Here is a 22,605-nt window from a genome sequence, read left to right as displayed (position 1 = left end):
GCGCCCGGCCGGGCGCCCGCCGCCCGGACTGCTACTTCTTGCTCTTGGCGTCCGACGGGCCGTCGGAGTCCGAGGAGAGCGCTGCGATGAAGGCCTCCTGGGGCACCTCGACGCGTCCCACCACCTTCATGCGCTTCTTGCCCTCCTTCTGCTTCTCCAGCAGCTTCCGCTTACGGGAGATGTCACCGCCGTAGCACTTGGAGAGGACGTCCTTGCGGATGGCCCGCACCGTCTCACGGGCGATGACCCGGGAGCCGACGGCGGCCTGGATCGGCACCTCGAACTGCTGCCGGGGGATGAGCTCGCGGAGCTTGGTCGCCATCCGCACGCCGTAGGCATAGGCCTTGTCCTTGTGGACGATCGCGGAGAAGGCGTCGACCTTGTCGCCGTGGAGCAGGATGTCCACCTTGACCAGGTCCGCGGCCTGCTCGCCCGTGGGCTCGTAGTCCAGCGAGGCGTAACCGCGCGTCTTCGACTTCAGGGCGTCGAAGAAGTCGAAGACGATCTCGGCCAGCGGCAGGCTGTACCGCAGCTCGACCCGCTCCTCGGAGAGGTAGTCCATGCCCTGCAGCGAACCGCGCCGCGTCTGGCACAGCTCCATGATCGCCCCGATGAACTCGCTGGGGGCGATCAGCGTGGCGCGGACCACCGGCTCCCGCACCTCGTCGATCTTGCCCGACGGGAACTCGCTCGGGTTGGTGACGGTGTACTCGCTGCCGTCCTCCATCGTCACGCCGTAGACCACGTTCGGGGCGGTCGCGATCAGGTCCAGGCCGAACTCGCGCTCCAGTCGCTCCCGAACGACCTCGAGGTGCAGCAGGCCCAGGAAGCCGACCCGGAACCCGAAGCCGAGCGCCGCGGACGTCTCCGGCTCGTAGGTGAGCGCGGCGTCGTTGAGCTGCAACTTGTCGAGGGCGTCCCGGAGGTCGGGGTAGTCCGAACCGTCCAGGGGGTACAGCCCGGAGAACACCATCGGCTTGGGGTCCTTGTAGCCGCCGAGTGCCTCGGTGGCGCCGCCCTTCGAGAGGGTGATGGTGTCGCCGACCCGGGACTGACGCACGTCCTTCACGCCGGTGATCAGGTAGCCGACCTCCCCCACGGCGAGGCCCGCCGCGGCGGTCATCTCCGGCGAGTTGGTACCGATCTCCAGCAGCTCGTGCGTCGCGCCGCTGGACATCATCTGGATGCGTTCCCGCTTGCCCAGGCGACCGTCGACGACCTTCACGTAGGTGACGACGCCGCGGTAGGAGTCGTACACCGAGTCGAAGATCATCGCTCGAGCGGGAGCATCCGCGACACCGACGGGCGCCGGCACCTTGCGGACGACCTCGTCCAGCAGCTCGGCGACGCCCTCGCCCGTCTTGGCGGAGACCTTCAGCACGTCCGACACGTCGCAGCCGATGAGGTGAGCGAGCTCGGCAGCGAACTTCTCCGGCTGCGCCGCCGGCAGGTCGATCTTGTTGAGCACCGGGATGATGGTGAGGTCGTTCTCCATCGCCAGGTACAGGTTGGCGAGGGTCTGCGCCTCGATCCCCTGGGCGGCGTCGACCAGAAGGACACACCCCTCGCACGCGGCCAAGGAACGCGAGACCTCGTAGGTGAAGTCGACGTGCCCCGGGGTGTCGATCATGTTGAGGATGTGCGAGGTGTCGTCGAGGTCCCACGGCAGGCGAACCGCCTGGGACTTGATCGTGATGCCGCGCTCCCGCTCGATGTCCATCCGGTCGAGGTACTGGGCACGCATCTGGCGCTGCTCGACCACCTCGGTCAGTTGCAGCATCCGGTCGGCAAGCGTGGACTTGCCGTGGTCGATGTGCGCGATGATGCAGAAGTTGCGGATAACGGCCGGGTCGGTGCGGCTCGGCTCCGGCGCATTCGAAAGGGTCGTCGCGGGCACGCGGGGTCCTGTCCGGTGAAGGCTCGATGATTCGGGGCACTGGCGTTGAGTGGGCCCATCGTCCCATGCCGGGCGGACAACGGTCCGCCGGGGAAGCGGCCCCTCTCCCCCGGGGCGCTCTCGCGACGCCGATTGTGACCGGCCCCCGGCCCGCTGGTAGTCTGACCGACTGTGCTGCCGACCGTTCCGGTCGGGGGCACCGGTGGACACCGGGTCGGGCAGATCGACTCCGACGCGTGAACCCACCACACCAGTGACTCTTCCGAACCTGAAAAGGCTCATTCGTGGCGAACATCAAGTCCCAGATCAAGCGGATCAAGACCAACGAGAAGGCCCGCCTGCGCAACAAGGCGGTCAAGTCCGAGCTGAAGACCGCCGTCCGCGCCACCCGTGAGGCCATTGCCTCCGGCGACGCCGACAAGGCCGCCGCCGCCGCGCGCATCGCCGGCCAGAAGCTCGACAAGGCCGTCAGCAAGGGCGTTCTGCACAAGAACAACGCCGCCAACAAGAAGTCGGCGCTGGACTCGCAGGTCGCCGCCCTCAAGGCCTGAACCACCGCTTGACCCGCCGGTCGGAACAAGCGGCCCCTCTCTCCGCTCCGGTCGGCGGTCCACGCACCGCACACGCCCGACGTTCGCCACGTGGGTGCGGTGCGACAACCGAAGTGCACCGGGCCCCGCGCCGCTCTCCCCGAGCAGCGCGGGGCTTTCGGTTTTCCCTCTTCTCCCTCCCCCGCGGGGCTCTCCGAGATGCGGCACGGGCAGAGGACCACAGCAGCTCGCTGTCGTCGTGACGAGCAGGGCGCAGGAAGCCGGGGCGCTGCGGGGCGCAACCAACGCCACTCACTCTGCCTGTGGCATGCCCACCGGCAGTGGCCCGTCCGAGCGCCGAGGTCAGCTCCGGGGGACGCCCGTCGCCCGAGCGGTGGCGATGGTCACGACCGCCTTCTCCAGCGCGTAGGCGGGATCGTCGCCGCCGCCCTTGACGGCGGCATCGGCCTCCGCAACGGCCCGGACGGCAGCGGCGACACCGTCGGGTGTCCATCCCCGCAACTGCTGCCGTACGCGGTCGATCTTCCACGGGGGCATGCCGAGTTCGCGGGCGAGCTCACCGGGCGAGAGTCGCGGAGCGGCAGCGAGTTTGCCGATGGCGCGGACCCCCTGCGACAGGGCGCTGGTCACCAGGACGGGCGCGACGCCGGTGGCCAGGGACCAGCGGAGCGCCTCGAGGGCCTCCGCGGTGCGGCCCTCCACCGCACGGTCGGCGACGGTGAAGCTCGACGCCTCGGCTCGCCCCGTGTAGTAGCGGGCCACGACCGCTTCGTCGATGGGGCCGTCGACGTCCGCGGCGAGCTGGCTGCAGGCGGAGGCGAGTTCGCGAAGATCGCTGCCGATGGCGTCCACCAGCGCCTGGCAGGCGCCGGGCGTGGCGCTCCGGCCGGTGCCTCGGAACTCGTTGCGCACGAACGCGAGGCGATCTGCCGGCTTGGTCATCTTGGGGCAGGCGACCTCCCGGGCGCCCGCTTTGCGTGCCGCGTCGAGAAGCCCTTTCCCTTTCGCCCCGCCGGCGTGGAGGAGGACCAGCGAGATCTCCTCCACGGGTGAGGAGAGGTAGTTCTTGACCTCTTTGACCGTGTCCGCCCCGAGGTCCTGCGACTGGCGGACGACGACCACCTTGCGCTCCGCGAACAGAGACGGGCTGGTGACCTCGGTCAGCACGCCCGGCTGCAGCGTACCGGGCGGGAGGTCCCGCACGTCGGTGTCGGGGTCAGCCGCGCGGGCGGCCTCGACGACCTCGCGCACAGCGCGGTCCAGCAGCAGCTCCTCCTGTCCGACTGCCACTGTCACCGGAGCGAGCGGGTCTTCGCCGCGTTTACCTGTGGTCTGCTTCTTCCCTGCCATCGGGGTCAGCATCCCACGGCCCTACGACAGCGGGGACAATGGTGCGCGTGACCCACGTACGACACATCCTGGTGCTGCCCGATCGCGACGCAGCGGAGGCAGTGGCCGAGCAGTGCGCCGACCTCTGCTCTCCGGGCGTCGAGCCGGAGGTGCACCGCGAGGCGCTGGCGGGTGAGGACGACGCCGAGGACGCACAGTGGCTCGTCGTCCTGGAGGACCCGCGGAAGGCACTCGACGCAGCGGGGCTGGCCGGCATGGCGGAGACGCACGGTGGCTGGCTGGAGCGGGACTGACCCGTGGGCGGCGCCCACTCCCACGGCAGCGGAGGTGCTGGGAAACCGCGGGACTACCAGGCGCAGCGTCATCCGGTCGGGACGACCGTGGCGCCGCGCGGTGTCAGAGCCAGCGAACCGTGCAGGTCGGTGCGCAGCACTGTGGCGCCGATCTGCTCCAAGGTGGCCAGGGTGGTCAGGTCGGGGTGACCGTAGGAGTTGTCCTCCCCCGCCGACACGATCGCCCACCGCGGTGCGAGCCCCCGCAGCAAAGCCTCCTCCTGGTAGGCCGAACCGTGATGAGGCACCTTGAGGACGTCGACGGGTGGGAGTCGGGGACGGGAGGCGAGCAGCCGTTGCTGTGCCGCCGGCTCCAGGTCGCCGGGGAGCAGGACGGTCAGCCCCGCGGTGCGGACGAGCAGGGTCACGCTGCCGTCGTTCGCGTTGGGCATCGACTCGCCCGCCGGAGGCCAGAGCACGTCCCAGGTGAGGTCCGGTCCCGCGGATCCCGTGTCGCCGGCTGCCGCCTCCTCGATGGGCACGCCGAACTCCGCGGCGGTCGCCTCGACCTCGCGTACCTGTGACTCCGGCAGCCGGGTCGCGGTCGTTCGGATGACGCCGACCGATCTCCCCTCCAGCACTCCCGCCAGGCCGGCGACGTGGTCGGCGTGGAAGTGGCTCAGCACGACGACGGGGACGTGGCGCACCCCCAGGGCCCTCAGGCAGGTGTCCACCGCTTTCGGGTCGGGACCCGCGTCGACGACCACGGCCCGGCCCGGGCCCGCCGCCAGCACCGTGGCGTCTCCCTGACCCACGTCGCAGGCCACCACTCTCCAGTCCGGGGGAGGCCAGCCCGTCAGCCACCGTTCCAACGGTTGCGGTCTCAGCAGGGCAAGGAGCAGCAGGAGCACGCAGAGGGCCGCTGTCCACGGGCGGCGCCGCAGCCTGCGCACGAGCACGATGAGCGCGAGGCTCAGGCCCGCGAGCAGGGACGCGCCCCACCAGCCGTCCGGCCATCGAAACTCCGCGCCAGGCAGGGACGCTCCCGTCCGAGCGACGGTGGCGATCCAGCGTGCGGGCCAGGACGCCAGCCACGCGAGCGCCTGGGCGAGCGGCAGGGACACGGGCGCCACCATCATGGCCGCCCAGCCGAGGACGAGCACCGGAGCGAAGGCGAGTTCGGCGAGAAGGTTCGCCGGGACCGCCACCAGGCTGACTCTCGCGGAGAAGACCGCCACCACCGGGGCGCACACCAGCTGCGCGGCCAGCGCGACCGCCAGCCCCTCGGCCAGTCGTGGCGGGACTCCCCTGCGCTGCAGCGCCAGGCTCCAGGGCGGGGCGATGATCAGGAGGGCCGCCGTCGCCAGTACCGACAGCAGGAATCCGAAGGACACGGCGTGGGTCGGGTCGTAGAGGATGAGCAGCAGCGTCGCCGCCGCGAGCGCCGGGAGCAGGGATCGCCGGCGGCCCGTCGCGACGGCCAGGAGGGCGATCCCGCCGCAGACCGCGGCCCTCAGCACGCTGGGGCCCGGACGGCACAGGATGACGAACCCGATCACCACTGCTCCGCCGAGGACTGCCGTGGCGCGCAGTGGGAGGCCGAGCCTCGCCACGAGACCGCCGCGCTCCGCCCGGGACGCGGTCGTCGGTGACCCGATCACCACGGCCAGCAGGAGTGAGAGGTGTGCGCCGGAGACCACGATCATGTGCGTCAGGTCGGTGGCGCGTACGGCTTCGTCCAGGTCGTCCGGAATCAGGGAGGCGTCCCCGACGATCAGGGCCGGAAGGAGTCCCCTGGGGTCGGCGGGGAGGTCGGCGACGGTTTCGCGAAGTCTCTCCCTGAGTGCGCCTGCCAGCCGCTGGACCATCGTGGGGTCGCCGAACGTCTGTGGGGGCTCCGGGCCCCGGACGAACAGGACCGCTGCTACGTCCGCTCCGCTGCCCGTCGGTGGCGCGGCGCGACCCGTGACGGTCAGCCGGGTGGTCGGCAGAAGGTGTGCCCAGGCCTCGTGGGGTCGGGAGACGATGAGCAGGATCGGGGTACGGATTTCCGTGGAATCCCCCTCGGCGGTGGTCAGCCGGTCCGCTGTCGCTGTGACCAGCAGCGGTCGGGTCCAGGCTCCCGGCTTGGGGCGGGCCGTGCGAGGGTCGCCGGTGATCGTCGCGTCGATCTCCACGAAGGCCTCCCGTTCCGCGAGGGCCGGGAGGGGCCCCGAGCGGGCTGCTGCCACGTGCAACCCCGCGGCGGTCCCCCCGGCCGCTGCTGCCAGCAGCGCCAACGTCGCCGTGACGGTCCCGGTCCGACGACTGCGCAGCGCCGGGACCGCGAGTACCGATGCCGCCAGCCACGCCAGCGCGAGCAGCGGGACGGCGGTCGCGGCCGGGAGGTGGAGGCACAGCGCTGCCGCCGTCCAGGCGCTGATCGCGGGAGGCACGAGACGGAGATCGAGTGGTTGCGGTTCCCCGGGCCTCGGAGGGATCTCCCGCACGCCCCGGGCAGAGTTTCGCGCTTCGTGCATGGCTGGTCGTCCCGGTGGAGCGGCTGGGGGGCGCGGCGGTCGGCGAGGCCTGCGACGGGGTGCGGTCGGGTCGACGCTCCCATCGCGGGCGCCGTCGGCGGGGCGAGGGCGCCTCGGCCGGGGCGATGACGACGGTGATGGTCACCGAGAGGCGGATGGCGTTCGATGCGTCGGCAGGGCGGGCGCGCTGTCCGGCACGTGGGGACGGGACTCGCGCGCCCGGCTCGTCGCGGTACCGGTGTCGGTCGCTGCGGCGGACGAGGGGCTGCCCGGTCGCCGGCCCCAGGGGCTGTGCGAGGCGCCTGGTCACAGGACCACCCGATCCCGGAGGTCCGCGAGACGGGTCTCTCCGATGCCGGAGACCGCGATCAGTTGGTCCACGGAGGTGAAGTGTCCGTGCTGCTCGCGGTGGGCCACGATGTTGCCGGCCAGGACGGGGCCCACGCCGGGGAGTTCTTCGAGGTCGTCGGCGGTCGCGGTGTTGAGGCGGACCTTGCCCTGGCTGTCGAATCCCGGCAGCGGCGGGGCCGGGGAGGTGCCGGCATCGACACCGTCGCCGTCACCTCCGACGAGGATGTGCTCTCCGTCGGTGAGCGGGCGTGCCCGGTTGATGAGAGTTGTTTCCGTGCCGGGAGTGGGGCCACCGGCTGCGTCGATGGCGTCGCCCACTCGGGACCCCGGTGGGAGCGTGCGGAGCCCGGGTTCGACGACGTCCCCGGCGACGTCGACGACCAGCAAGGAGTCGGCGGTCTGGTCGCGATCGGCGCCGAGGTCGACTTCCAAGGGAGGACCGGAGGCGCTCGTCGGCTCGGGGCCGGGAGCGGACACGGCGACGGCCGGAGCGTCGCCGGGGGTGACGTCCTGCGGCCGCCCGGTCCAGTAGTGGTGCGCCGCAAAGCCGACGGCGATGGCGAGGACCACCCCTGCGGCAGCCAGGGTGCGCGGCTCGACGCCGCACCGCGGCAGGACCCAGCCGCTGAGCGCGTCCTGGCACGCCAGCCGTGCCCGGAGGGCGACGGGAAGCTTGTTCGGCGGCGGGGCCGGGTCGTCGGCCGGCAGGTCGGCTGCGCCCTCCGCGCGGGCTCCGGTGGGGAGCGCCGCGTCGTCGTCCTTCGCGAAGGACGCGGGATCGGGCACGGCGAAGGGCGCTTCCGTGCCGTGGCCCGGTGGGACCGGCGCGGGGTGTCCACGGTCGTCCGTTCCCGCGGGCAGAGCGCCGTGAGCAGAACGCCCCCGGTCTCCGTCGGGCGGTTCGATGCCTTCCGTCCCGACCAGCAGAGCAGCGGCACGGGTGCGGGCGCGGGTCAGGTCTGCTGCGGCACGGCGGCGACGGCCGCCGCGCCCTGGTCCCCGGGTCTCCGAGGGGCTTCGCGTGGTCATGGCGCGAGACCCTAGGAGATTCCTCGCGGCCTTCGGTGATCATGGAGCGTTCCTGTGGACAAGCAGCCGACTGTGGATAACTCGGCCACTCGTTCGAGTGACTCGTTCACGCAGAGCGCTCGGGGTGGGGCAGCATGGACCTCGCACCACCACAGGCGTCACCAAGGCATGATCGGCACGCAGCTACCAGCCGAGGGAGCGCCCGCGGCGCAGTTCATCGCGGTGCCGTGATGACGCCCACCAGCCCTGGGCCCGTGTGGGCCCCCAGGACCGCGCCCACTTCCCCTACCTGCAGTCGTCCCAGCGCCGGAAGCCGCTGCAGAAGCCTCTCAGCGAGCTCAGCCGCTCGATCGTGGGCCGCGAGGTGCTGGACCGCCACGTCCACCTCGGTCGAACCCGCGTGCTCGACCACCAGCTCCTCGAGGCGAGCAAGGGCCCGTCCCGCCGTGCGGACCTTCTCGCGGAGCTCGATCCGCCCGTCCCTCATCTCCAGCAACGGCTTCACGGCGAGAGCGGACCCGAACAGCGCCTGGGCCGCGTTGATGCGGCCACCGCGTCGGAGGTGGTCGAGGGTGTCCACGTAGAAGTGGGCTCGGCTGGCCGCAGTTCGGCGACGGGCAGCCTCCGCCGCGGCCTCCGCGGAGGCTCCGGATGCCGCGGCCTCGGCTGCTGCGAGCACGCCGTACCCGAGCGCGGCAGCGATCGTCCCACTGTCGACGACGTGGACCGGGACCGTGGCCCGCTCGGCAGCGACGACGGCGGCGTCCCACGTCCCGGAAATCTCGGAGGACAGGTGGACCGAGACCACGGCGGACGCGCCCGCCTCGGCCGCGGCCCTGTAGGCACGGGCGAACAGCTCAGGGCCGGGGCGGGAGGTGGTCACCGCGAGCCGCGAGCGAAGCGCCGGCACGAGCGCGGCCGCCGCCTCGGGGGTGCCGTCCTCCAACGGTGCGCCGTCCACCACGACGGTCAACGGGACGGAGACGATCCCGTGGCGGTCCACATCGGCCCGCTCCAGGTAGGCGGTGGAGTCGGTGACGACAGCGACAGAACGTGGCATGGAACCGGAGAATACGGCAGGGCCGCGGGTTACTCCGACCCGGTCTCACGGCCCGTCCCCCGACGGCGGAAGAGCTGGCGCCGCTCGGTCTCGGGGTCCAGCTCACGCTCGGGTTCCGGCGCCGGTGCCGCCGGTGACCAGTGCCGCAGGGCGCTCGCCTCGATTTCGATCTGCTGGTGCAGTGAGTCGAGTTCGCCACGGTCGTAGTGGTGCGCCCGGTCCAGCGCCGCGTTGCGGAGGGCGTCGGCGGAGCCCCTGATACGGGCGCTCCGTTCACGGAGGTCGGGAAGGCGCACCGCGATGCGGGCCCGGTCGGGATCGCCCTGCATCAGCTCACCCAGCTCCGCGTCGACCCTGCGGGCGTGCCCGTGGAGCTGGTCCAGCAGGTCGAGTGCCTCCCGCAGCGAGGGGTCGTCCCGGGAGCCGGACTCCAGCGCTCCCCGCGTGGCGTCGATGGAACCGCGCAGCTCTCTGCGGAGGCGAGCGAGCTCCCCGACGGCGCCCGGCTGGGCGGCACGGGCCTTGAGGGTGGCGTCCCCCAAGGTGCGGCGCGCCTGCGCCCCGGCTCGCTCGATCCCCCGCTTGGCGGCGCGGACGGCCGCTACCGCCAGGAAGACGAACAGCAGAAAGGACACCACCAGCACGCCGAGCACGATCTCCATGACTGCCCCTCCGGTACTTCCCTCGTGTCTCGCGAACCGTCGCGCGCCGACGACGTGGAGTCGGGGCGCGACCGGAGGCCGGCCCGGCCCGTCTCGCGTCCTGTCCAGGGTAGGCGTACCGGCATGGTTCTCCGCGCCCGCGGCGGTGGGAGCCGGGAAGTGGACGCGCGACGAGGGCCCCGGCTGGGGCACCGGCCGAGCCCCGCAGCGGGTGAGCTGTTGCGCCCGGTGAGGCCGAGCCGACCGGAGGGCGGGCGCGGTCCTGGACCCGCCGGTCGGCGGGTCCAGGACCGTGCGGTCAGCCGGGAACGACGTTGACCAGCTTGGGGGCCCGCACGATCACCTTGCGCACCGGAGCTCCGTCGAGAGCACGGATCACGGCCGGCTCGGCGAGTGCGACGGCCTCCAGGTCGGCGTCGCTGATGGACGGCGCGACTTCGATGCGTGCCTTGACCTTGCCCTTGATCTGCACGACGCAGGTGACGCTCTCGTCGGCGGCGAGCTCCGGGTCGGCGACGGGGAAGGGGTGGTACACGACGGAGTCGCTGTGACCCAGGCGCTGCCACAGCTCCTCCGCGACGTGCGGGGCGAGCGGCGCGATGAGCAGCACCAGCGTCTCGGCGGTCTCACGGGCGACGGGGGTGCCGGAGACGGCTGCCTTGGTGACGAGGTTGTTCAGCTCAGTGATCTTGGCGATGGCGGTGTTGAACCGCAGCGCCTCGAGATCGCGGGAGACGCCGTCGATCGCCTTGTGCAGCGCACGCAGGGTCGGCTCGTCGGGCGCGGTGTCGACCACCGTGACCTCGCCGGTCTCCTCGTCCAGGACGTTGCGCCACAGCCGCTGGAGCAGCCGGAACTGGCCGACGACGGCGCGGGTGTCCCAGGGCCGCGAGACGTCGAGCGGGCCCATCGCCATCTCGTAGAGGCGCAGGGTGTCGGCGCCGTACTCCGCGCAGACCTCGTCGGGCGAGACCGCGTTCTTCAGCGACTTCCCCATCTTGCCCAGCTCGCGGCGGACGGGGCGGCCGTCGTGGAAGTACCCGCCGTCACGCTCCTCGATCTCGGCTGCCGGCACCGGGAAGCCCCGCTCGTCGCGGTAGACGTAGGCCTGGATCATGCCCTGGTTGTAGAGCTTGTGGAACGGCTCCGCCGCGGACACGTGCCCGAGGTCGAACAGCACCTTGGACCAGAACCGGGCGTACAGCAGGTGGAGGACGGCGTGCTCGGCACCGCCGATGTACAGGTCGACGCCACCGTGCGGCCGGTCGGCGCGCGGGCCCATCCAGTGCTCTTCGATGCGTCGGTCGACCGGGGCGGTGTCGTTGTGCGGGTCGAGGTAACGCATCTCGTACCAGCAGCTGCCCGCCCAGTTGGGCATGGTGTTGGTCTCGCGGCGGTAGCGGCGCACCCCTCGACCGTCGCCGAGGTCCAGGTCGACGTGGACCCATTCCTCGTTGCGGGACAGCGGGGTCTCGGGCTCGGTGTCGGCGTCGTCGGGGTCAAACGTCCGCGGTGCGTAGTCGTCGACCTCGGGCAGTTCGAGTGGCAGCATCGACTCGGGGAGCGCGTGGGCGATGCCGTCCTCGTCGTAGACGATCGGGAAGGGCTCGCCCCAGTAGCGCTGGCGGCTGAAGAGCCAGTCGCGCAGCCGGTAGTTGATGGTGCCCTCGCCGAGGCCGGTGGCTTCGAGGTGGGCGATGACGGTGCGCTTGGCCTCCTCGACGCCCATGCCGTTGAGGTCGACTCCGGCTCCGGCGGAGTTGATGGCGGGACCGTCGCCGGTGTAGGCGCCGCCGTCGAAGTCGGCGGGCGGCTGGACGGTCCGCACGATGGGGAGGTCGAAGACCGTGGCGAAGTCCCAGTCGCGGGGGTCCTGGCCCGGCACGGCCATGATGGCGCCGGTTCCGTATCCCATGAGGACGTAGTCCGCCACGAAGACGGGCACGGACTCGCCGTTCACGGGGTTCACCGCGTAGGCGCCGGTGAAGACGCCGGTCTTCTCCCGGGACTCCGCCTGGCGCTCGACATCCGACTTGGCGGCCGCCTGCGCGCGGTAGGCGGTGATGGCCTCGACGGGCGTCGCGTGCCCGCCGGTCCACGGCTCGCGGGTCGTGCGGGGCCAGGCGGCCGGTGCGATGCGGTCGACCAGCGGGTGTTCGGGGGCCAGCACCATGTAGGTGGCGCCGAACAGCGTGTCGGGCCGGGTCGTGAAGACCGTCACGGTCTCGTCGGCGCCGTCAGCGGTGGTCGTGGGGAAGTCGACGCGGGCGCCCTCACTGCGACCGATCCAGTTGCGCTGCTGGAGCTTGATCGCCTCAGGCCAGTCCAGCGCGTCGAGGTCGTCCAGGAGACGGTCCGCGTAGGCGGTGATCCGCATGTTCCACTGGCGGAGCTTGGCCTTGAAGACCGGGAAGTTGCCGCGCTCGGAGCGGCCGTCGGCGGTGACCTCCTCGTTGGCCAGCACCGTGCCGAGGCCGGGGCACCAGTTGACGGGCGCGTCGGAGGCGTAGGCGAGCCGGTGGCGGCCCAGCACGTCGGCGCGTTCCCGCTCGCTCAGCTCGGCCCAGCTCCGGCCTTCCGGCAGGGCGCGCCGACCCTGTTCGAACTCCTCGACCAGTTCGGCGATCGGTCGGGCGCGGCGCGCCTCGTCGTCGTACCAGGAGTTGAACGTCTGGAGGAAGATCCACTGGGTCCACTTGTAGTAGCCCGGGTCGATCGTCTCGAAGGAGCGGCGCTTGTCGTGGCCGAGGCCGAGACGCCGCAGCTGCGCCTTCATGTTGGCGATGTTCGCCTCGGTGGAGACCCGCGGGTGGGTGCCCGTCTGCACGGCGTACTGCTCCGCGGGCAGGCCGAAGGCGTCGAACCCGAGGGTGTACAGCACGTTGTGTCCGGTCATGCGCATGAACCGGGAGTAGACGTCGGTGGCGATGTACCCGAGCGGGTGACCGACGTGCAGGCCCGCGCCCGAGGGGTACGGGAACATGTCCATCACGAACTTGGTGGGGCGGGCAGCCAGTTCCGCGTCGCCGGCGAGGTCACCGAACGGGTTCGGCGTCTCGTAGGTGCCGTGCTTCTCCCAGTAGTCCTGCCAGCGTGCCTCGATGTCCGCCGCCAGTTCGGCTCCGTACTTGTGGATCTGGGTCATCGTTGTGTGGCTCCATCGTTGTGTCTGCCCCGGACAGCAAAAAGCCCCCCGCTCAGGAGGGGACGCCGCGCTGATGCCGCCGGCCCGCCGGTCTGGTGGCGGGGTGTGCGGTGCTCTCTCAGCGCGGCCCGGTAAGCAGGAGGCGTACGGCACGCATGGCCTCAGCCTAGCGCACCACCTGCGACCCCCGGCACAGCGAGGCGGGCCGCCCGCTACCGGACGGCCCGCCTGAAGAATGTGGAGCTAAGGAGAATCGAACTCCTGACCTCTTGCATGCCATGCAAGCGCTCTACCAACTGAGCTATAGCCCCTCGCCTGACTCACCACGTCGTTCCCTGTGGGAAGTCCGTGGAGCTAAGGAGAATCGAACTCCTGACCTCTTGCATGCCATGCAAGCGCTCTACCAACTGAGCTATAGCCCCGGATCTGGTCCGCCGCGCTGACCTCTGGTTTCCCGGGGTCCGCGCTGCGGCGTCGCCTACTGTACACGGCTCCCGGGGTCCGATGCCAAATCCTTGATCCCCGCCGGCCGACGCCCTGTCGGGCCCCGATCGGCGGGCGGTTCCGCCGGTCCGCGCGGTGCCGCCGAGCAGTTGGTCCGCCGCCGCGGATCCCGCCGGCCGCTGTCGAGTCGCCCCGGCGGCGGTAGCGGTATGGCGGCCGCATGACGGCGAGGGGCCCGGTCCGTACGCGAGCCGTACCGGGCCGCGGCCGCACGGCGTTCAGCGGGTCCCCGCCGCGCGTCGGGAGTCATCGGACCGCGCCGCGCCCCGCCGCTGCCCGTGCCCCCGTCCCGTTGGCGTCCCCGCGGACCGGAGGCGCGGACAGGACGACGGCGCCCGCCGGCGCTGCATGGCGCGGCGGGCGGAGCAGAGTGACCGTGGAGCGGGGGCCGACCTCGTCGGCCCGACGGTGTGGGATCAGGCGCTGGCGAAGGAGTAGAACCGCTTGAGTGCGCAGTGCTCGTCCAACAGACGTCCGTAGATGGGTTCGCCCTCGAGTTCGCGGTAGACCTCGATGGGGTCGCCCTTGATGATCAGTGCGCGCGCGCACTCGACGCACCAGTACTGGTAGGAGTCGTTCACGGGTTCGAGGTCGCGGACGATCGGAGTCCCGCTCCCGCACCAATCACACTTCCGGCTGTGTGCACCCATGTCACCGATCAGCCCCGGACTCGGTTGCGGACCATGCGCACGTGGCAGCCTCCGTCATCGTCGTGAGGTCGTCGCGAGGCTTCTCCGGGTCCCCCTCCCGGTCGGCCTGGTGGAGCCTTTGCGATTCTGCCATGGCAAGCGCCGCCCCATAAGCGGGAATTCCCGCGCGAGTTGCATGGAGACGTGATCGATACAACCGCGGGAGCACCACCGGCGTCCTCGCACCCCGGCCGCACACCCGGTACGCCGCACACCGATGCGGCGTCCCCATCGGCCGCCGCGCGCCCCGGACGCCGCCCCCTTCGGCTCGGCGCCCCTCGGGCGACCCGCGCCGGCTGCGTCGCCGGCGCCCTGCGGCACCGGCGCACCGGCCTGCCGGTGCCGGTCGCTACCGGAGTTCCCTACGAAGGAGGGCGTGGCGGGAGCGGGGTTGACGTGAGCGCGTGAGCGGGTGGGGAGCGGGGCCGTCACGGCGTGGTGCCGCTCCGGCCCTCCCCCGCCCCGGTTCTCAGGTGTCGTCGCCGATGACCGGCTCAGGGAGACTGCCGGCGTTGTGCTCCAGCAACCGCCAGCCGCGTTCGTGCTCGCCCAGCACCGACCAGCTGCAGTTGGCGAGGCCGCCGAGCGCCTCCCAGCTGCCCGGGGCGAGACCGATCATCCGCCCGATCGTGGTCCGGATCGTCCCGCCGTGGGAGACGACGATCAGGGTGCCGTCCTCGGGGAGCCGGGACACCGCCCGCTCCACCGCAGGCGCGGCCCGGTCGGCGACCTCGGTCTCCAGTTCGCCGCCACCGCGCCGGACGGGCTCGCCGCGCTTCCAGGCGGCGTACTGCTCGCCGTACTTCTCCAGGATCTCGTCGTGCGTCAGGCCCTGCCACACTCCGGCGTAGGTCTCCCGCAGCGCCTCGTCGTGGGTGACCTCCAGCCCGGTGACGGACGCCAGCTCCGCCGCGGTGTCGGCGGTGCGGCACAGGTCGGAGGAGAGGATGGCGTCGGGACGGAGGCGCGCCAGGAGGGCCGCTGCACGGCGGGCCTGCGCCACCCCCTCCGCCGTCAGGGCGATGTCCGTCGTGCCCTGGAAGCGGCGCTCCAGGTTCCAGGCGGTCTGGCCGTGGCGCCAGAGAACGACGCGACGGCCGGCGGGTTCGCTGCTCAGTTCAGCTCACCGCCCGGTCGTCCCTCGTCGTCGGCGCTCGCACCGGCGGCGTCCGCCGCCTCGGCACCGCGGCCGCGGGTCGCGAGGGCCTCCGGGGGCAGGGGCAGCTCCGGGCAGTCCTTCCAGAGCCGTTCGAGGGCGTAGAAGACCCGCTCCTCGGAGTGCTGGACGTGCACGACGATGTCGGAGTAGTCGAGCAGGACCCAGCGGCCCTCGCGCTCCCCCTCGCGCCGCACCGGCTTGATGCCGAGCTGCGTCTGGAGCTGCTCCTCGATGCCGTCGACGATCGACTTGACCTGGCGGTCGTTGGGGGCGGACGCCAGCAGGAAGGCGTCGGTGATCGCCAGGACGTCGCTGACGTCGTAGGCGATGATGTCGTGCGCCAGCTTGTCGGCCGCCGCCTGGGCGGCGACGGAGATCAGCTCGGTGGCGTGGTCGGTGGCGGTCACGGGTCAGCAGTCTCCACGGTCGATCGGGTACCGATCCAGGGTCTCATGCCGCGCCGCGCCCGCTCCGGGCGCTCCTGCCGCCCGCCTGCGACCCCTGCCGGGAGGGCTGGGACGTCCGGGGCGGCGAGCGATCGGGGGCCGTCCCGCACCGCGTCGGTCCGGGCGCGCCCACCGGCACCCGCCACGGCTCCGGTAGGTGCCGGGACGGGCCCGCGGGGTGGGGCGAGGGCTGGGAGTGGGACGCGCCGCGAGGAGCGGCCCGACAGCGGCGGGCGCAGGCCCGGCGAGGGCCGGCGGAGTCCGGACGGCGGCGGATGCGACCGGGGCCCCTGCCGGGACGGGAGAGACCCCGGCCGGGGCGGGCACACCCGGGCCGGGCCGGGGTGGGGCGGGGCGGTCCGGCCGCCCCGCCGTATCTCAGTCGGCGTAGTCCTCGCCGATGACGACCAGCACATCCGCGTTGCCGGGGGTCTCGGCCTGGGTGACGCGGTCCTCCGGGACACCCAGGGTGCGTGCCACCTCGAGGGCGGCTTCGGCGGCGGCCTCGGAGCCGTAGCGGACCTCGCTCTGCTCCACCGGGTCGGCGGGCTTGCTGTCGACGATGACCCACCCGCCGTTGACGAGCCTGACGGCCGCGCTCTCCCCGGCGCCGTCGCCGCCGGCGGCGTCGCGGAGCGCGACTCTGGGGCTGTCGGAGACGTCGGCGTTGCTGACGGAGCCGCCCAGTACGGTGGCGACCACGGTGTCGGCCACCTCGTCGCTGACGGTCCCGTCGTCCTCGATGACGAGCAGCGTGGCCGTGTGGTCGCCGCCCTGCGCCATCTCGGCGAGCTGGGCGAGGCTCGCGCCGAGTTCGCCCTCCGAGAGCGAGGGGTCGGCGATCTGCGCCAGGTTCTCCACGACCTGCCGCGCCCCGTGCTCGCCGGCCGGGAGCTTCTGCAGCACACCGCTCATGACCTGCCCGAAACGCTGGAGCTGGGCGTCCTGCGGTTCCTCGTCGGCGCGGTGCACGGCATAGGTGACGGCGCTGCGGCCGTCGAGGCTCTGCTCACCGGCCTCGACCGTCGGTTCGTCGGCGTCCGGTGGCACCGGCGTCGGGGAGTCGACGGTGACGCCGCCGACCAGGTCGACGAGGTTCTCCAAGTAGGGGGTGTCGAGCCGCCACGTCCCCTTGATGTCGGCGCCCAGCAGCGCGCCGACCGCCTCGCGCACGGAGGCTGCCCCCTCGTCGAGGACGGCCTGGCCGAGGGTGGTGGTACCGCCGTCGGGCGAGACGGAGAGCGCGTTGGGCAGCAGGAGGGTGGTCGCCTCACCCGTGGTCTCGTTGGCGACGAGGAGCACGGTGGAGGTGGTGTCGCCGCCGGTCTCCCGCAGGTGGAGGATGATCACGTCGCGGGACTCGGCGACGTCGGCGGCGCCTTCCTCCGCGGCGGGTCCGGTGAGGAACGGCAGGCGGTCGGTGGCCCACAGGAAGCCCGCGCCGCCGATGACCGCGAGGACCAGCCCGATGACCAGGAGGTTGCGGCGGCTGCGCCCGCGACGCTTGGTCTCCTCGCGGCGCTCGGTGCGGCTCTCGGTGAACTTCAGCCAGTCGATGACTTCTTCGGAGTCGTCGTTCGTCTCCTCGACGAAGGCGAACTCGTCGTCGCCGCCGTGGTCGTCGCCCCGGGCCCGCCCGCGGCGCTCCGTGTCCGACGCCGCGTTCCGCGGGCCGGGGACCGCTCCGGTGGGCGTCTCGACCGCGGGCTGTTCGGCCGTGCCGCCGTCCGCGGCCCGCCTGCCGCCCGGGGGCGTGGGGGCGGCGTCCGGTTCGGCGGGGCCGCCCTCGGTCGGCGCACCGCCGGAGTGGCGGCCGTAGTCGTACTGCTGCGGTACGCCGGGCGGGTGCTGCCCGGCGTCCTGCGAGGAGTGCGGGCCGCCGGGATACCGTGCGGGGTCGTCGTGGTGACCTGGTGCGCCGTAGCTTTCTGAGGGCTCGGCGTAGCCGGTGGTGGAGCGGGAGGGGTCGTGGCCGGGGTGCTGGTAGTACCCCGGCTCCGGGGGCGAGCCGAAGGCGCCGGGGCCCGCGCCGTACCCGCCGTGGTGATCGGCGGCGCCCCCGTAGCCGCCCTGCTGCGGCGCCCCGTAGCCGCCGGGGTCCCGGTATCCCTCCCCCGGATCGGCGTACCCCGCGGGGTCCGTCGCGTAGGGATTCGGCCCGGCGTACGGCGGCTGGTGGGCGCCGCCGGGGTCGCCGTGGTGGCCGGGGCCGGCAGGCGGGGCCTCCGACTGTCCCGGAGCGGCGTAGGAGCCGTAGTCGTACCCTGCTCCGTCCGGCTGCCGGTACAGCGGGCGGCCGTACTCGTCGTAGCCGTACACCTCGCCGTACGGGTGCTGTCGGTCGTTCACCGGTTCGCCCTCTCGCCCTCGCGGCCGGATCAGCTCGTCTGGACCGGCGGGGTCCGGTAGAGCTCACGCTTGTTGATGTAGCGCACCACTCCGTCGGGTACCAGGTACCAGACCGGTTCACCGGCGGCCACGCGGGCCCGGCAGTCGGTGGAGGAGATGGCGAGGGCCGGGACCTCGACCAGCGAGACCCCGCCGTCGGGGAGGCCCGGGTCGGCGAGGGGGTGCCCGGGCCGGGTGACACCGATGAAGTGCGCCAGGGCGAAGAGTTCGCCGGCGTCACGCCACGTCAGGATCTGCCCCAGCGCGTCGGCGCCGGTGATGAAGAACAGGTCCGCATCCGGGTGCTGCTGGCGCAGCTCCCGCAGCGTGTCGGTGGTGTAGGTCTGGCCCGGCCGGTCGATGTCGGCCCGGCTCACCGAGAACTGCGGGTTGGACGCGGTCGCGATGACCGTCATCAGGTAGCGGTCCTCGGGGGGCGTGACGGCGCGGTGGCTCTTCTGCCACGGCTGGCCCGTCGGGACGAACACCACCTCGTCGAGGTGGAAACGCGACGCCACCTCACTGGCGGCGACCAGGTGGCCGTGGTGGATGGGATCGAAGGTTCCGCCCATCACCCCGAGCCGGCGCCTCCGGTGCACCGACGCTATGTGGTCCGTGTGGTCTCCCATGCGCAGACCCTAGCCGCTCCCGACGGGTTCAGCGGTCCCGGTTGAGCAGCATGGTGATGAACAGCAGCACGAGGAGCGCGGCGAGGACGAGCCCACCGACCATGTAGGGGTTGAGCGAGCTGTTCGGGCCGTCGCCCTCCGCGAGGGTGGCGGCTGCGACGACGGCACTGCTGAGGATCATGCGACGACCAATCGGGATGAGGGTGGCCAGGAACGTAGGGTCATCGTAAGCGCAGCCGATCTCGGCGACCTCTTGCCCCCACCGCTGCGGATGGGGTGCAGTGGGCGCGACGGACGACGGAGGGGGACCCGATGAGCGAGCAGGAACCCGCAGGGGGCGGCGTGGACGAGCCGGGCAGGGGCGGGGCGGGCGACGGCGCCGGCCCTGCGGCGCCGGACGACGGGACGGCCGGCGCGGAGCGCGGCCGGGCGGGTGACGCGGCCGACGGCGCCGCGCGGGTCCGCCGCCGGTACCCGGGGATCTCGTCGCGCGCGTACGAGCACCCGGCGGACCGGCCGGCGCTGGTGTCGCTGCGGAAACTGACCGGATTCGAGACGGTCTTCAAGGTCCTCAGCGGCATGATCCCGGAGCGCAGCCTGCGGTTGCTGTTCCTCTCCGACTCGGTGCGGGTGGACGAGAACCAGTTCGTCCAGCTGCACCACATGCTGGTCGACGCCTGCGAGATCCTGGACCTGGAGCGGGTCCCGCCGTTCTACGTCACGCAGGACCCGCGGCCCAACGCCATGTGCATCGGGCTGGACCAGCCGATCATCGTGGTGACGACCGGCCTGGTGCAGTTGCTGGACGAGGAGGAGATGAGGGCGGTGATCGGCCACGAGGTCGGTCACGCCCTGTCGGGTCACGCGGTGTACCGCACCATCCTGCTGTTCCTCACCAGCATGGCGGTCCGGGTGGCGTGGATCCCGCTGGGGAACATAGCGATCATGGCCATCGTGTCGGCGTTGCGGGAGTGGTTCCGCAAGTCCGAGCTCTCGGCCGACCGCGCGGGCCTGCTGGTGGGTCAGGATCTCGACGCCTCACTGCGCGGTCTGATGAAGCTGGCCGGCGGCAACAACCTGCACCACATGAACGTGGACGCGTTCCTGAAGCAGGCGGAGGAGTACGAGGCCGGCGGGGATGTCCGCGACTCGGTGCTGAAGATCCTCACGGTCCTGCCGCGGACTCACCCGTTCGCCGCGGTGCGGGCCGCCGAACTGAACCGGTGGGCGAAGACCCGGGACTACCAGCGGCTCTGCCACGGGCACTACCCGCGCCGCGACGAGGACCCGCAGTCGCGCGTCACCGACTCGGTCAAGGAGTCCGCGGCGCACTACGCCGGTGCGGTGCGCACCAGCAAGGACCCGTTGATGCGGCTGGTCACCGACGTGGCCTCCGGCGCGGGCGAGTTCGGCGGGAAGCTGCGGGACTTCGCGCGGGGAGCCGGGCGGCCGCGTCCCGGCGACGCGCGGACCGGCGACGCGCGGACCGGCGACGCGCGGACCGGCGGTGGCACGGACGGCGGTACGGAGGACGGGGACGACCGGCGGGACGAGGGGCGTTCCGACGGTGACCGGCCGGGCGGTGCCGGCGAGGGGCGAGGCTCCGGCAGCTGACCCGGTCGGACGGGCGCGGCCGTGCCCCCGGGCCACGTCGGGGCCGGCGGCCTCGGTCTCGCCGCTCGCGGCCGGCGGAGCGCAGTGCGGTGCGGGGTCCTCCAGGGCGGGCCCTCCGGGGCCGGTACTCCGGGGCGGGCCCTCCGGGGACCGCACAAGGCGGGCGGCCCTCCGTCACCCGTCGGCGAGCACGCCGCAGAGCGAGGCACCGGTGGCGGGCAGCGACAGCGGGTCGAGCCCGTCCGGGGCTTCCGAACCACCGGCCGGGCCCTGCTCCACGGGGTGGTCGCCGCTCCCGTCCGCCCCCGGGGCGACGGGCGGTCGCTCATCGGGCGCAGTGCGCGGCGCGGCGCCCGGGCTCGCCTCCGCCGAGGGCTCCCCTGCTCCCGCCCCCGGCGTGGGGTCGGGGTCGTCCCCTGCCCCGGTGCCGGAAGTGTCCTGCGGCGCGCCCGCCGCGCGCTGGCCGGCCAGCAGCGGGCGCAGTGAGGCCGCGTCGGCCGGGTCTGCGCAGTCGAGTGGGCCCGCGGTCGCCGTGACGCTCTCCAGCGAGACCTGGCCCGCCGCCAGTTCGGCCTCACCGAAGCTGAGGACCACCTCGCGGTGGAGGCGGAACAGCGAGGGGGCGGCCCGCGGGTCGTCGGCCGGGACGAGCGCGTAGGCGAAGCGGTGGCGTGCGAGGACCGTCAGGCGCCCCGGGGCCTGCTCGACGGTGAACGTCCCCTCGACCCGGGGCCCGTCCCCGGCCAGCTCGACCGTGCCCGGGGCGAACCGGACCAGGAAGGTCGACGCCCGTGCCGGGGCGGGGCCGGGGCGCAGCGCGCGGTCCATCCGCTGCTGCTGGAACGGGGTGAGCAGCGCACGCACGGGGGCGACGGCACCGGCGACCAGGACGTCGGGGGTGAGGCTGCTGGCCGTGACGTAGCGCCGGGCGAGCATCAGGGCATCGATGACCTGGTCGCGGTCCCAGTCGCCGACGGCGGCCGCCTCCGGCAGGATCAGGGCCGTGCCGTAGTTGTCGGCGACGGAGCCCACGTACGGGTCGCCGGTGTCCTGGTCGGGGACGGTGCCGGGCGGTTGCAGCGGGAGCAGGCTGCCGGCGGGGACGATCTCCGCGCCGCGGTGGACGGTCGGCCGGAGCCCGCTGTTGCCGAGGAACACAGCGATGAGGACGGCGGTGACCAGGACGGCGGCGACGGCGAGGCCGTTGCGGGGCTGCCGTCGGTCGGGGCGTTGGCCGGAGCGGCGCTCCGGGGTCCGCGGCCGCACCGGAACGGTGCCCGGTTCCAGGCGTTGGGCGGCGCTGTGCTCCTGGAGGGAGGCAGCCCGGACGAACGACTCGTCGAAGACGGTCGCACGGAACTCGTCGTCCCCGTGGTCGGGGACCTCCCCGGCGGCCCCTCCTGGAGGGTCCGAACGCCCAGCCGTCACGGATTCAGAGTAGGGCGAGCGGGCCGCCGGTGACAGCCCCGCCGGTCCATGGGTACGCGGGACGGGGGTGCGGGGCCCGCCACGCGCGCGCCGTGCCGGGCGCGCGGGGTGACCGGCACGGCAGGGGGCGCGCCGGAGTGCGCCGACGCGGCAAGCGTCGGGGCGCGGGCCCCTCGTTGGGTACTGCGGTCGCAGCGGTCGCGGTCGCTGCGGCCGGCGTGTCCGGGCCCCGCCGCACGGAGGCCGTTCCCTGCCGCTCCGGCAGGGGTCTGCTCGGACGCGCCGGCCGGCGGGGGCGGCACGCGGTCCGCACAGGGGCACGTGGCGTTCGCGGGGTGGCGCGCCGACCACCGGGGATCGGGGGCCTGCTCGGCCATCGGGCCGGGCTGCGGGGTCAGGTGGTGCCGGCGGCGGGCTCGGGCAGCCCGGCGGTGCCGGGGTCGGGCGTGCCGGGCACGGCTCCGTCCGGCGGGGCGGGGGCACGGCCGTCAGTGGCGGGCGCGGCGTCCGGGCCCGGCTCGGAGGTGCCGGGCGGGCCGGGGGCGTCGGACGGGGCAAGGGCGTCGGACGGGGCGGGGGCGTCCGGTCCGGCCGCCGGAAGGTCGGCGGTGCCGGTGGTCCGGGCCGTCTCACCGCTCTTGAGCAGCTCGGCGTCGTCCTCGCCCGGATCGCTCACGGGGGGTGTGAGGGGTCGGTCGACGCGCTGGGTCGAACCGGCGCGCTGCACGGCGATCAGCGCGAACGCGACGACGCTGAGCCCCATCACCATGGCGAGCACGCACGCCACCGGCCGCTGCCACCGTCCCGCGCGGCCGGCCGGTGCCAGGGGGCCGCTGCCGTTGTGCCGACCGGCCGCACGGCCTCCCGGGGACCGGCCGGGGACGGCGGCGGGTGTGCGGCGGGCCCCGGCGG

The 22,605-nt window shown here is 73.1% G+C and carries 17 protein-coding genes, 2 tRNA genes and 1 pseudogene; 3 read left to right on the top strand and 17 right to left on the bottom strand.

The window, feature by feature from the left end:
* Window positions 1-31: 31 nt before the first annotated feature.
* Window positions 32-1,897, bottom strand: a complete 1,866-nt coding sequence (lepA, locus tag HCN52_RS02540; protein ID WP_168086676.1) for a translation elongation factor 4 — start codon at window positions 1,895-1,897, stop codon at window positions 32-34.
* A gap of 284 nt (window positions 1,898-2,181) precedes the next feature.
* Between lepA and rpsT the strand changes: the two genes are divergently transcribed.
* Complete coding sequence (gene rpsT / locus HCN52_RS02535) at window positions 2,182-2,448, top strand: 30S ribosomal protein S20 (RefSeq protein WP_167968120.1); 267 nt, start codon at window positions 2,182-2,184, stop codon at window positions 2,446-2,448.
* A 342-nt stretch (window positions 2,449-2,790) separates the two neighbouring features.
* Here rpsT and holA read toward each other — a convergent pair whose 3' ends face one another.
* Window positions 2,791-3,798: a DNA polymerase III subunit delta gene (gene holA, locus HCN52_RS02530; protein ID WP_168086675.1), complete on the bottom strand. Its 1,008-nt coding sequence runs from the start codon at window positions 3,796-3,798 to the stop codon at window positions 2,791-2,793.
* A gap of 47 nt (window positions 3,799-3,845) precedes the next feature.
* Here holA and HCN52_RS02525 point away from each other — a divergent pair, with 47 nt between their 5' ends.
* Complete coding sequence (locus HCN52_RS02525; RefSeq protein WP_168086674.1) at window positions 3,846-4,091, top strand: hypothetical protein; 246 nt, start codon at window positions 3,846-3,848, stop codon at window positions 4,089-4,091.
* Window positions 4,092-4,159: 68 nt separating this feature from the next.
* On the opposite strand, the gene HCN52_RS02520 is transcribed toward HCN52_RS02525, so the two are convergent.
* The 13 genes from HCN52_RS02520 to HCN52_RS02460 all read right to left on the bottom strand — a co-directional run bounded on the left by HCN52_RS02520 (window position 4,160) and on the right by HCN52_RS02460 (window position 18,832).
* Window positions 4,160-6,589, bottom strand: a complete 2,430-nt coding sequence (locus HCN52_RS02520) for a ComEC/Rec2 family competence protein (RefSeq protein ID WP_168086673.1) — start codon at window positions 6,587-6,589, stop codon at window positions 4,160-4,162.
* Window positions 6,590-6,895: 306 nt separating this feature from the next.
* A complete protein-coding gene (locus tag HCN52_RS02515; protein WP_168086672.1) occupies window positions 6,896-7,726 on the bottom strand; it encodes a ComEA family DNA-binding protein in 831 nt (276 codons plus the stop codon).
* Between the two features lie 457 nt (window positions 7,727-8,183).
* Window positions 8,184-9,029: a DegV family protein gene (locus HCN52_RS02510; RefSeq protein ID WP_168086671.1), complete on the bottom strand. Its 846-nt coding sequence runs from the start codon at window positions 9,027-9,029 to the stop codon at window positions 8,184-8,186.
* Window positions 9,030-9,058: 29 nt separating this feature from the next.
* Window positions 9,059-9,691, bottom strand: a complete 633-nt coding sequence (locus HCN52_RS02505; RefSeq protein WP_209314072.1) for a hypothetical protein — start codon at window positions 9,689-9,691, stop codon at window positions 9,059-9,061.
* 298 nt (window positions 9,692-9,989) lie between these two features.
* Complete coding sequence (gene leuS / locus HCN52_RS02500) at window positions 9,990-12,836, bottom strand: leucine--tRNA ligase (protein ID WP_168086670.1); 2,847 nt, start codon at window positions 12,834-12,836, stop codon at window positions 9,990-9,992.
* A gap of 238 nt (window positions 12,837-13,074) precedes the next feature.
* Window positions 13,075-13,147, bottom strand: a tRNA-Ala gene (locus HCN52_RS02495).
* Window positions 13,148-13,185: 38 nt separating this feature from the next.
* Window positions 13,186-13,258 (bottom strand) — tRNA-Ala (locus HCN52_RS02490).
* A 498-nt stretch (window positions 13,259-13,756) separates the two neighbouring features.
* Window positions 13,757-13,990, bottom strand: coding sequence for a hypothetical protein (locus tag HCN52_RS02485; protein WP_167931795.1), 234 nt, complete (start codon window positions 13,988-13,990; stop codon window positions 13,757-13,759).
* Between the two features lie 508 nt (window positions 13,991-14,498).
* The gene (locus tag HCN52_RS02480; protein WP_168086706.1) at window positions 14,499-15,146 is read right to left on the bottom strand and encodes a histidine phosphatase family protein; all 648 of its coding nucleotides are present in this window, start codon (window positions 15,144-15,146) and stop codon (window positions 14,499-14,501) included.
* A complete protein-coding gene (rsfS, locus tag HCN52_RS02475) occupies window positions 15,143-15,595 on the bottom strand; it encodes a ribosome silencing factor (RefSeq protein WP_168086669.1) in 453 nt (150 codons plus the stop codon). The genes HCN52_RS02480 and rsfS overlap by 4 nt, the downstream gene beginning before the upstream one ends.
* A 417-nt stretch (window positions 15,596-16,012) precedes the next feature.
* On the bottom strand, window positions 16,013-17,983 hold the full coding sequence (locus HCN52_RS02470; protein WP_312876496.1) for an LCP family glycopolymer transferase: 1,971 nt from the start codon (window positions 17,981-17,983) through the stop codon (window positions 16,013-16,015).
* 29 nt (window positions 17,984-18,012) lie between these two features.
* Complete coding sequence (gene nadD, locus HCN52_RS02465) at window positions 18,013-18,651, bottom strand: nicotinate-nucleotide adenylyltransferase (RefSeq protein WP_168086668.1); 639 nt, start codon at window positions 18,649-18,651, stop codon at window positions 18,013-18,015.
* Between the two features lie 28 nt (window positions 18,652-18,679).
* On the bottom strand, window positions 18,680-18,832 hold the full coding sequence (locus HCN52_RS02460) for a hypothetical protein (protein WP_168086667.1): 153 nt from the start codon (window positions 18,830-18,832) through the stop codon (window positions 18,680-18,682).
* A gap of 131 nt (window positions 18,833-18,963) precedes the next feature.
* Here HCN52_RS02460 and HCN52_RS02455 point away from each other — a divergent pair, with 131 nt between their 5' ends.
* On the top strand, window positions 18,964-20,265 hold the full coding sequence (locus HCN52_RS02455; protein ID WP_168086666.1) for a M48 family metallopeptidase: 1,302 nt from the start codon (window positions 18,964-18,966) through the stop codon (window positions 20,263-20,265).
* A gap of 174 nt (window positions 20,266-20,439) precedes the next feature.
* On the opposite strand, the gene HCN52_RS02450 is transcribed toward HCN52_RS02455, so the two are convergent.
* Window positions 20,440-21,693 (bottom strand): SCO2583 family membrane protein, encoded by a 1,254-nt coding sequence (locus HCN52_RS02450; protein ID WP_168086665.1) that lies wholly within the window; start codon window positions 21,691-21,693, stop codon window positions 20,440-20,442.
* Window positions 21,694-22,087: 394 nt separating this feature from the next.
* A pseudogene (locus HCN52_RS02445) lies at window positions 22,088-22,605 on the bottom strand (hypothetical protein); the annotation flags it as partial.

Source organism: Streptomyces bohaiensis (genome assembly GCF_012033785.1).
Lineage (GTDB): Bacteria > Actinomycetota > Actinomycetes > Streptomycetales > Streptomycetaceae > Streptomyces > Streptomyces bohaiensis.
This window is presented reverse-complemented; position numbering and strand designations above follow the sequence as displayed.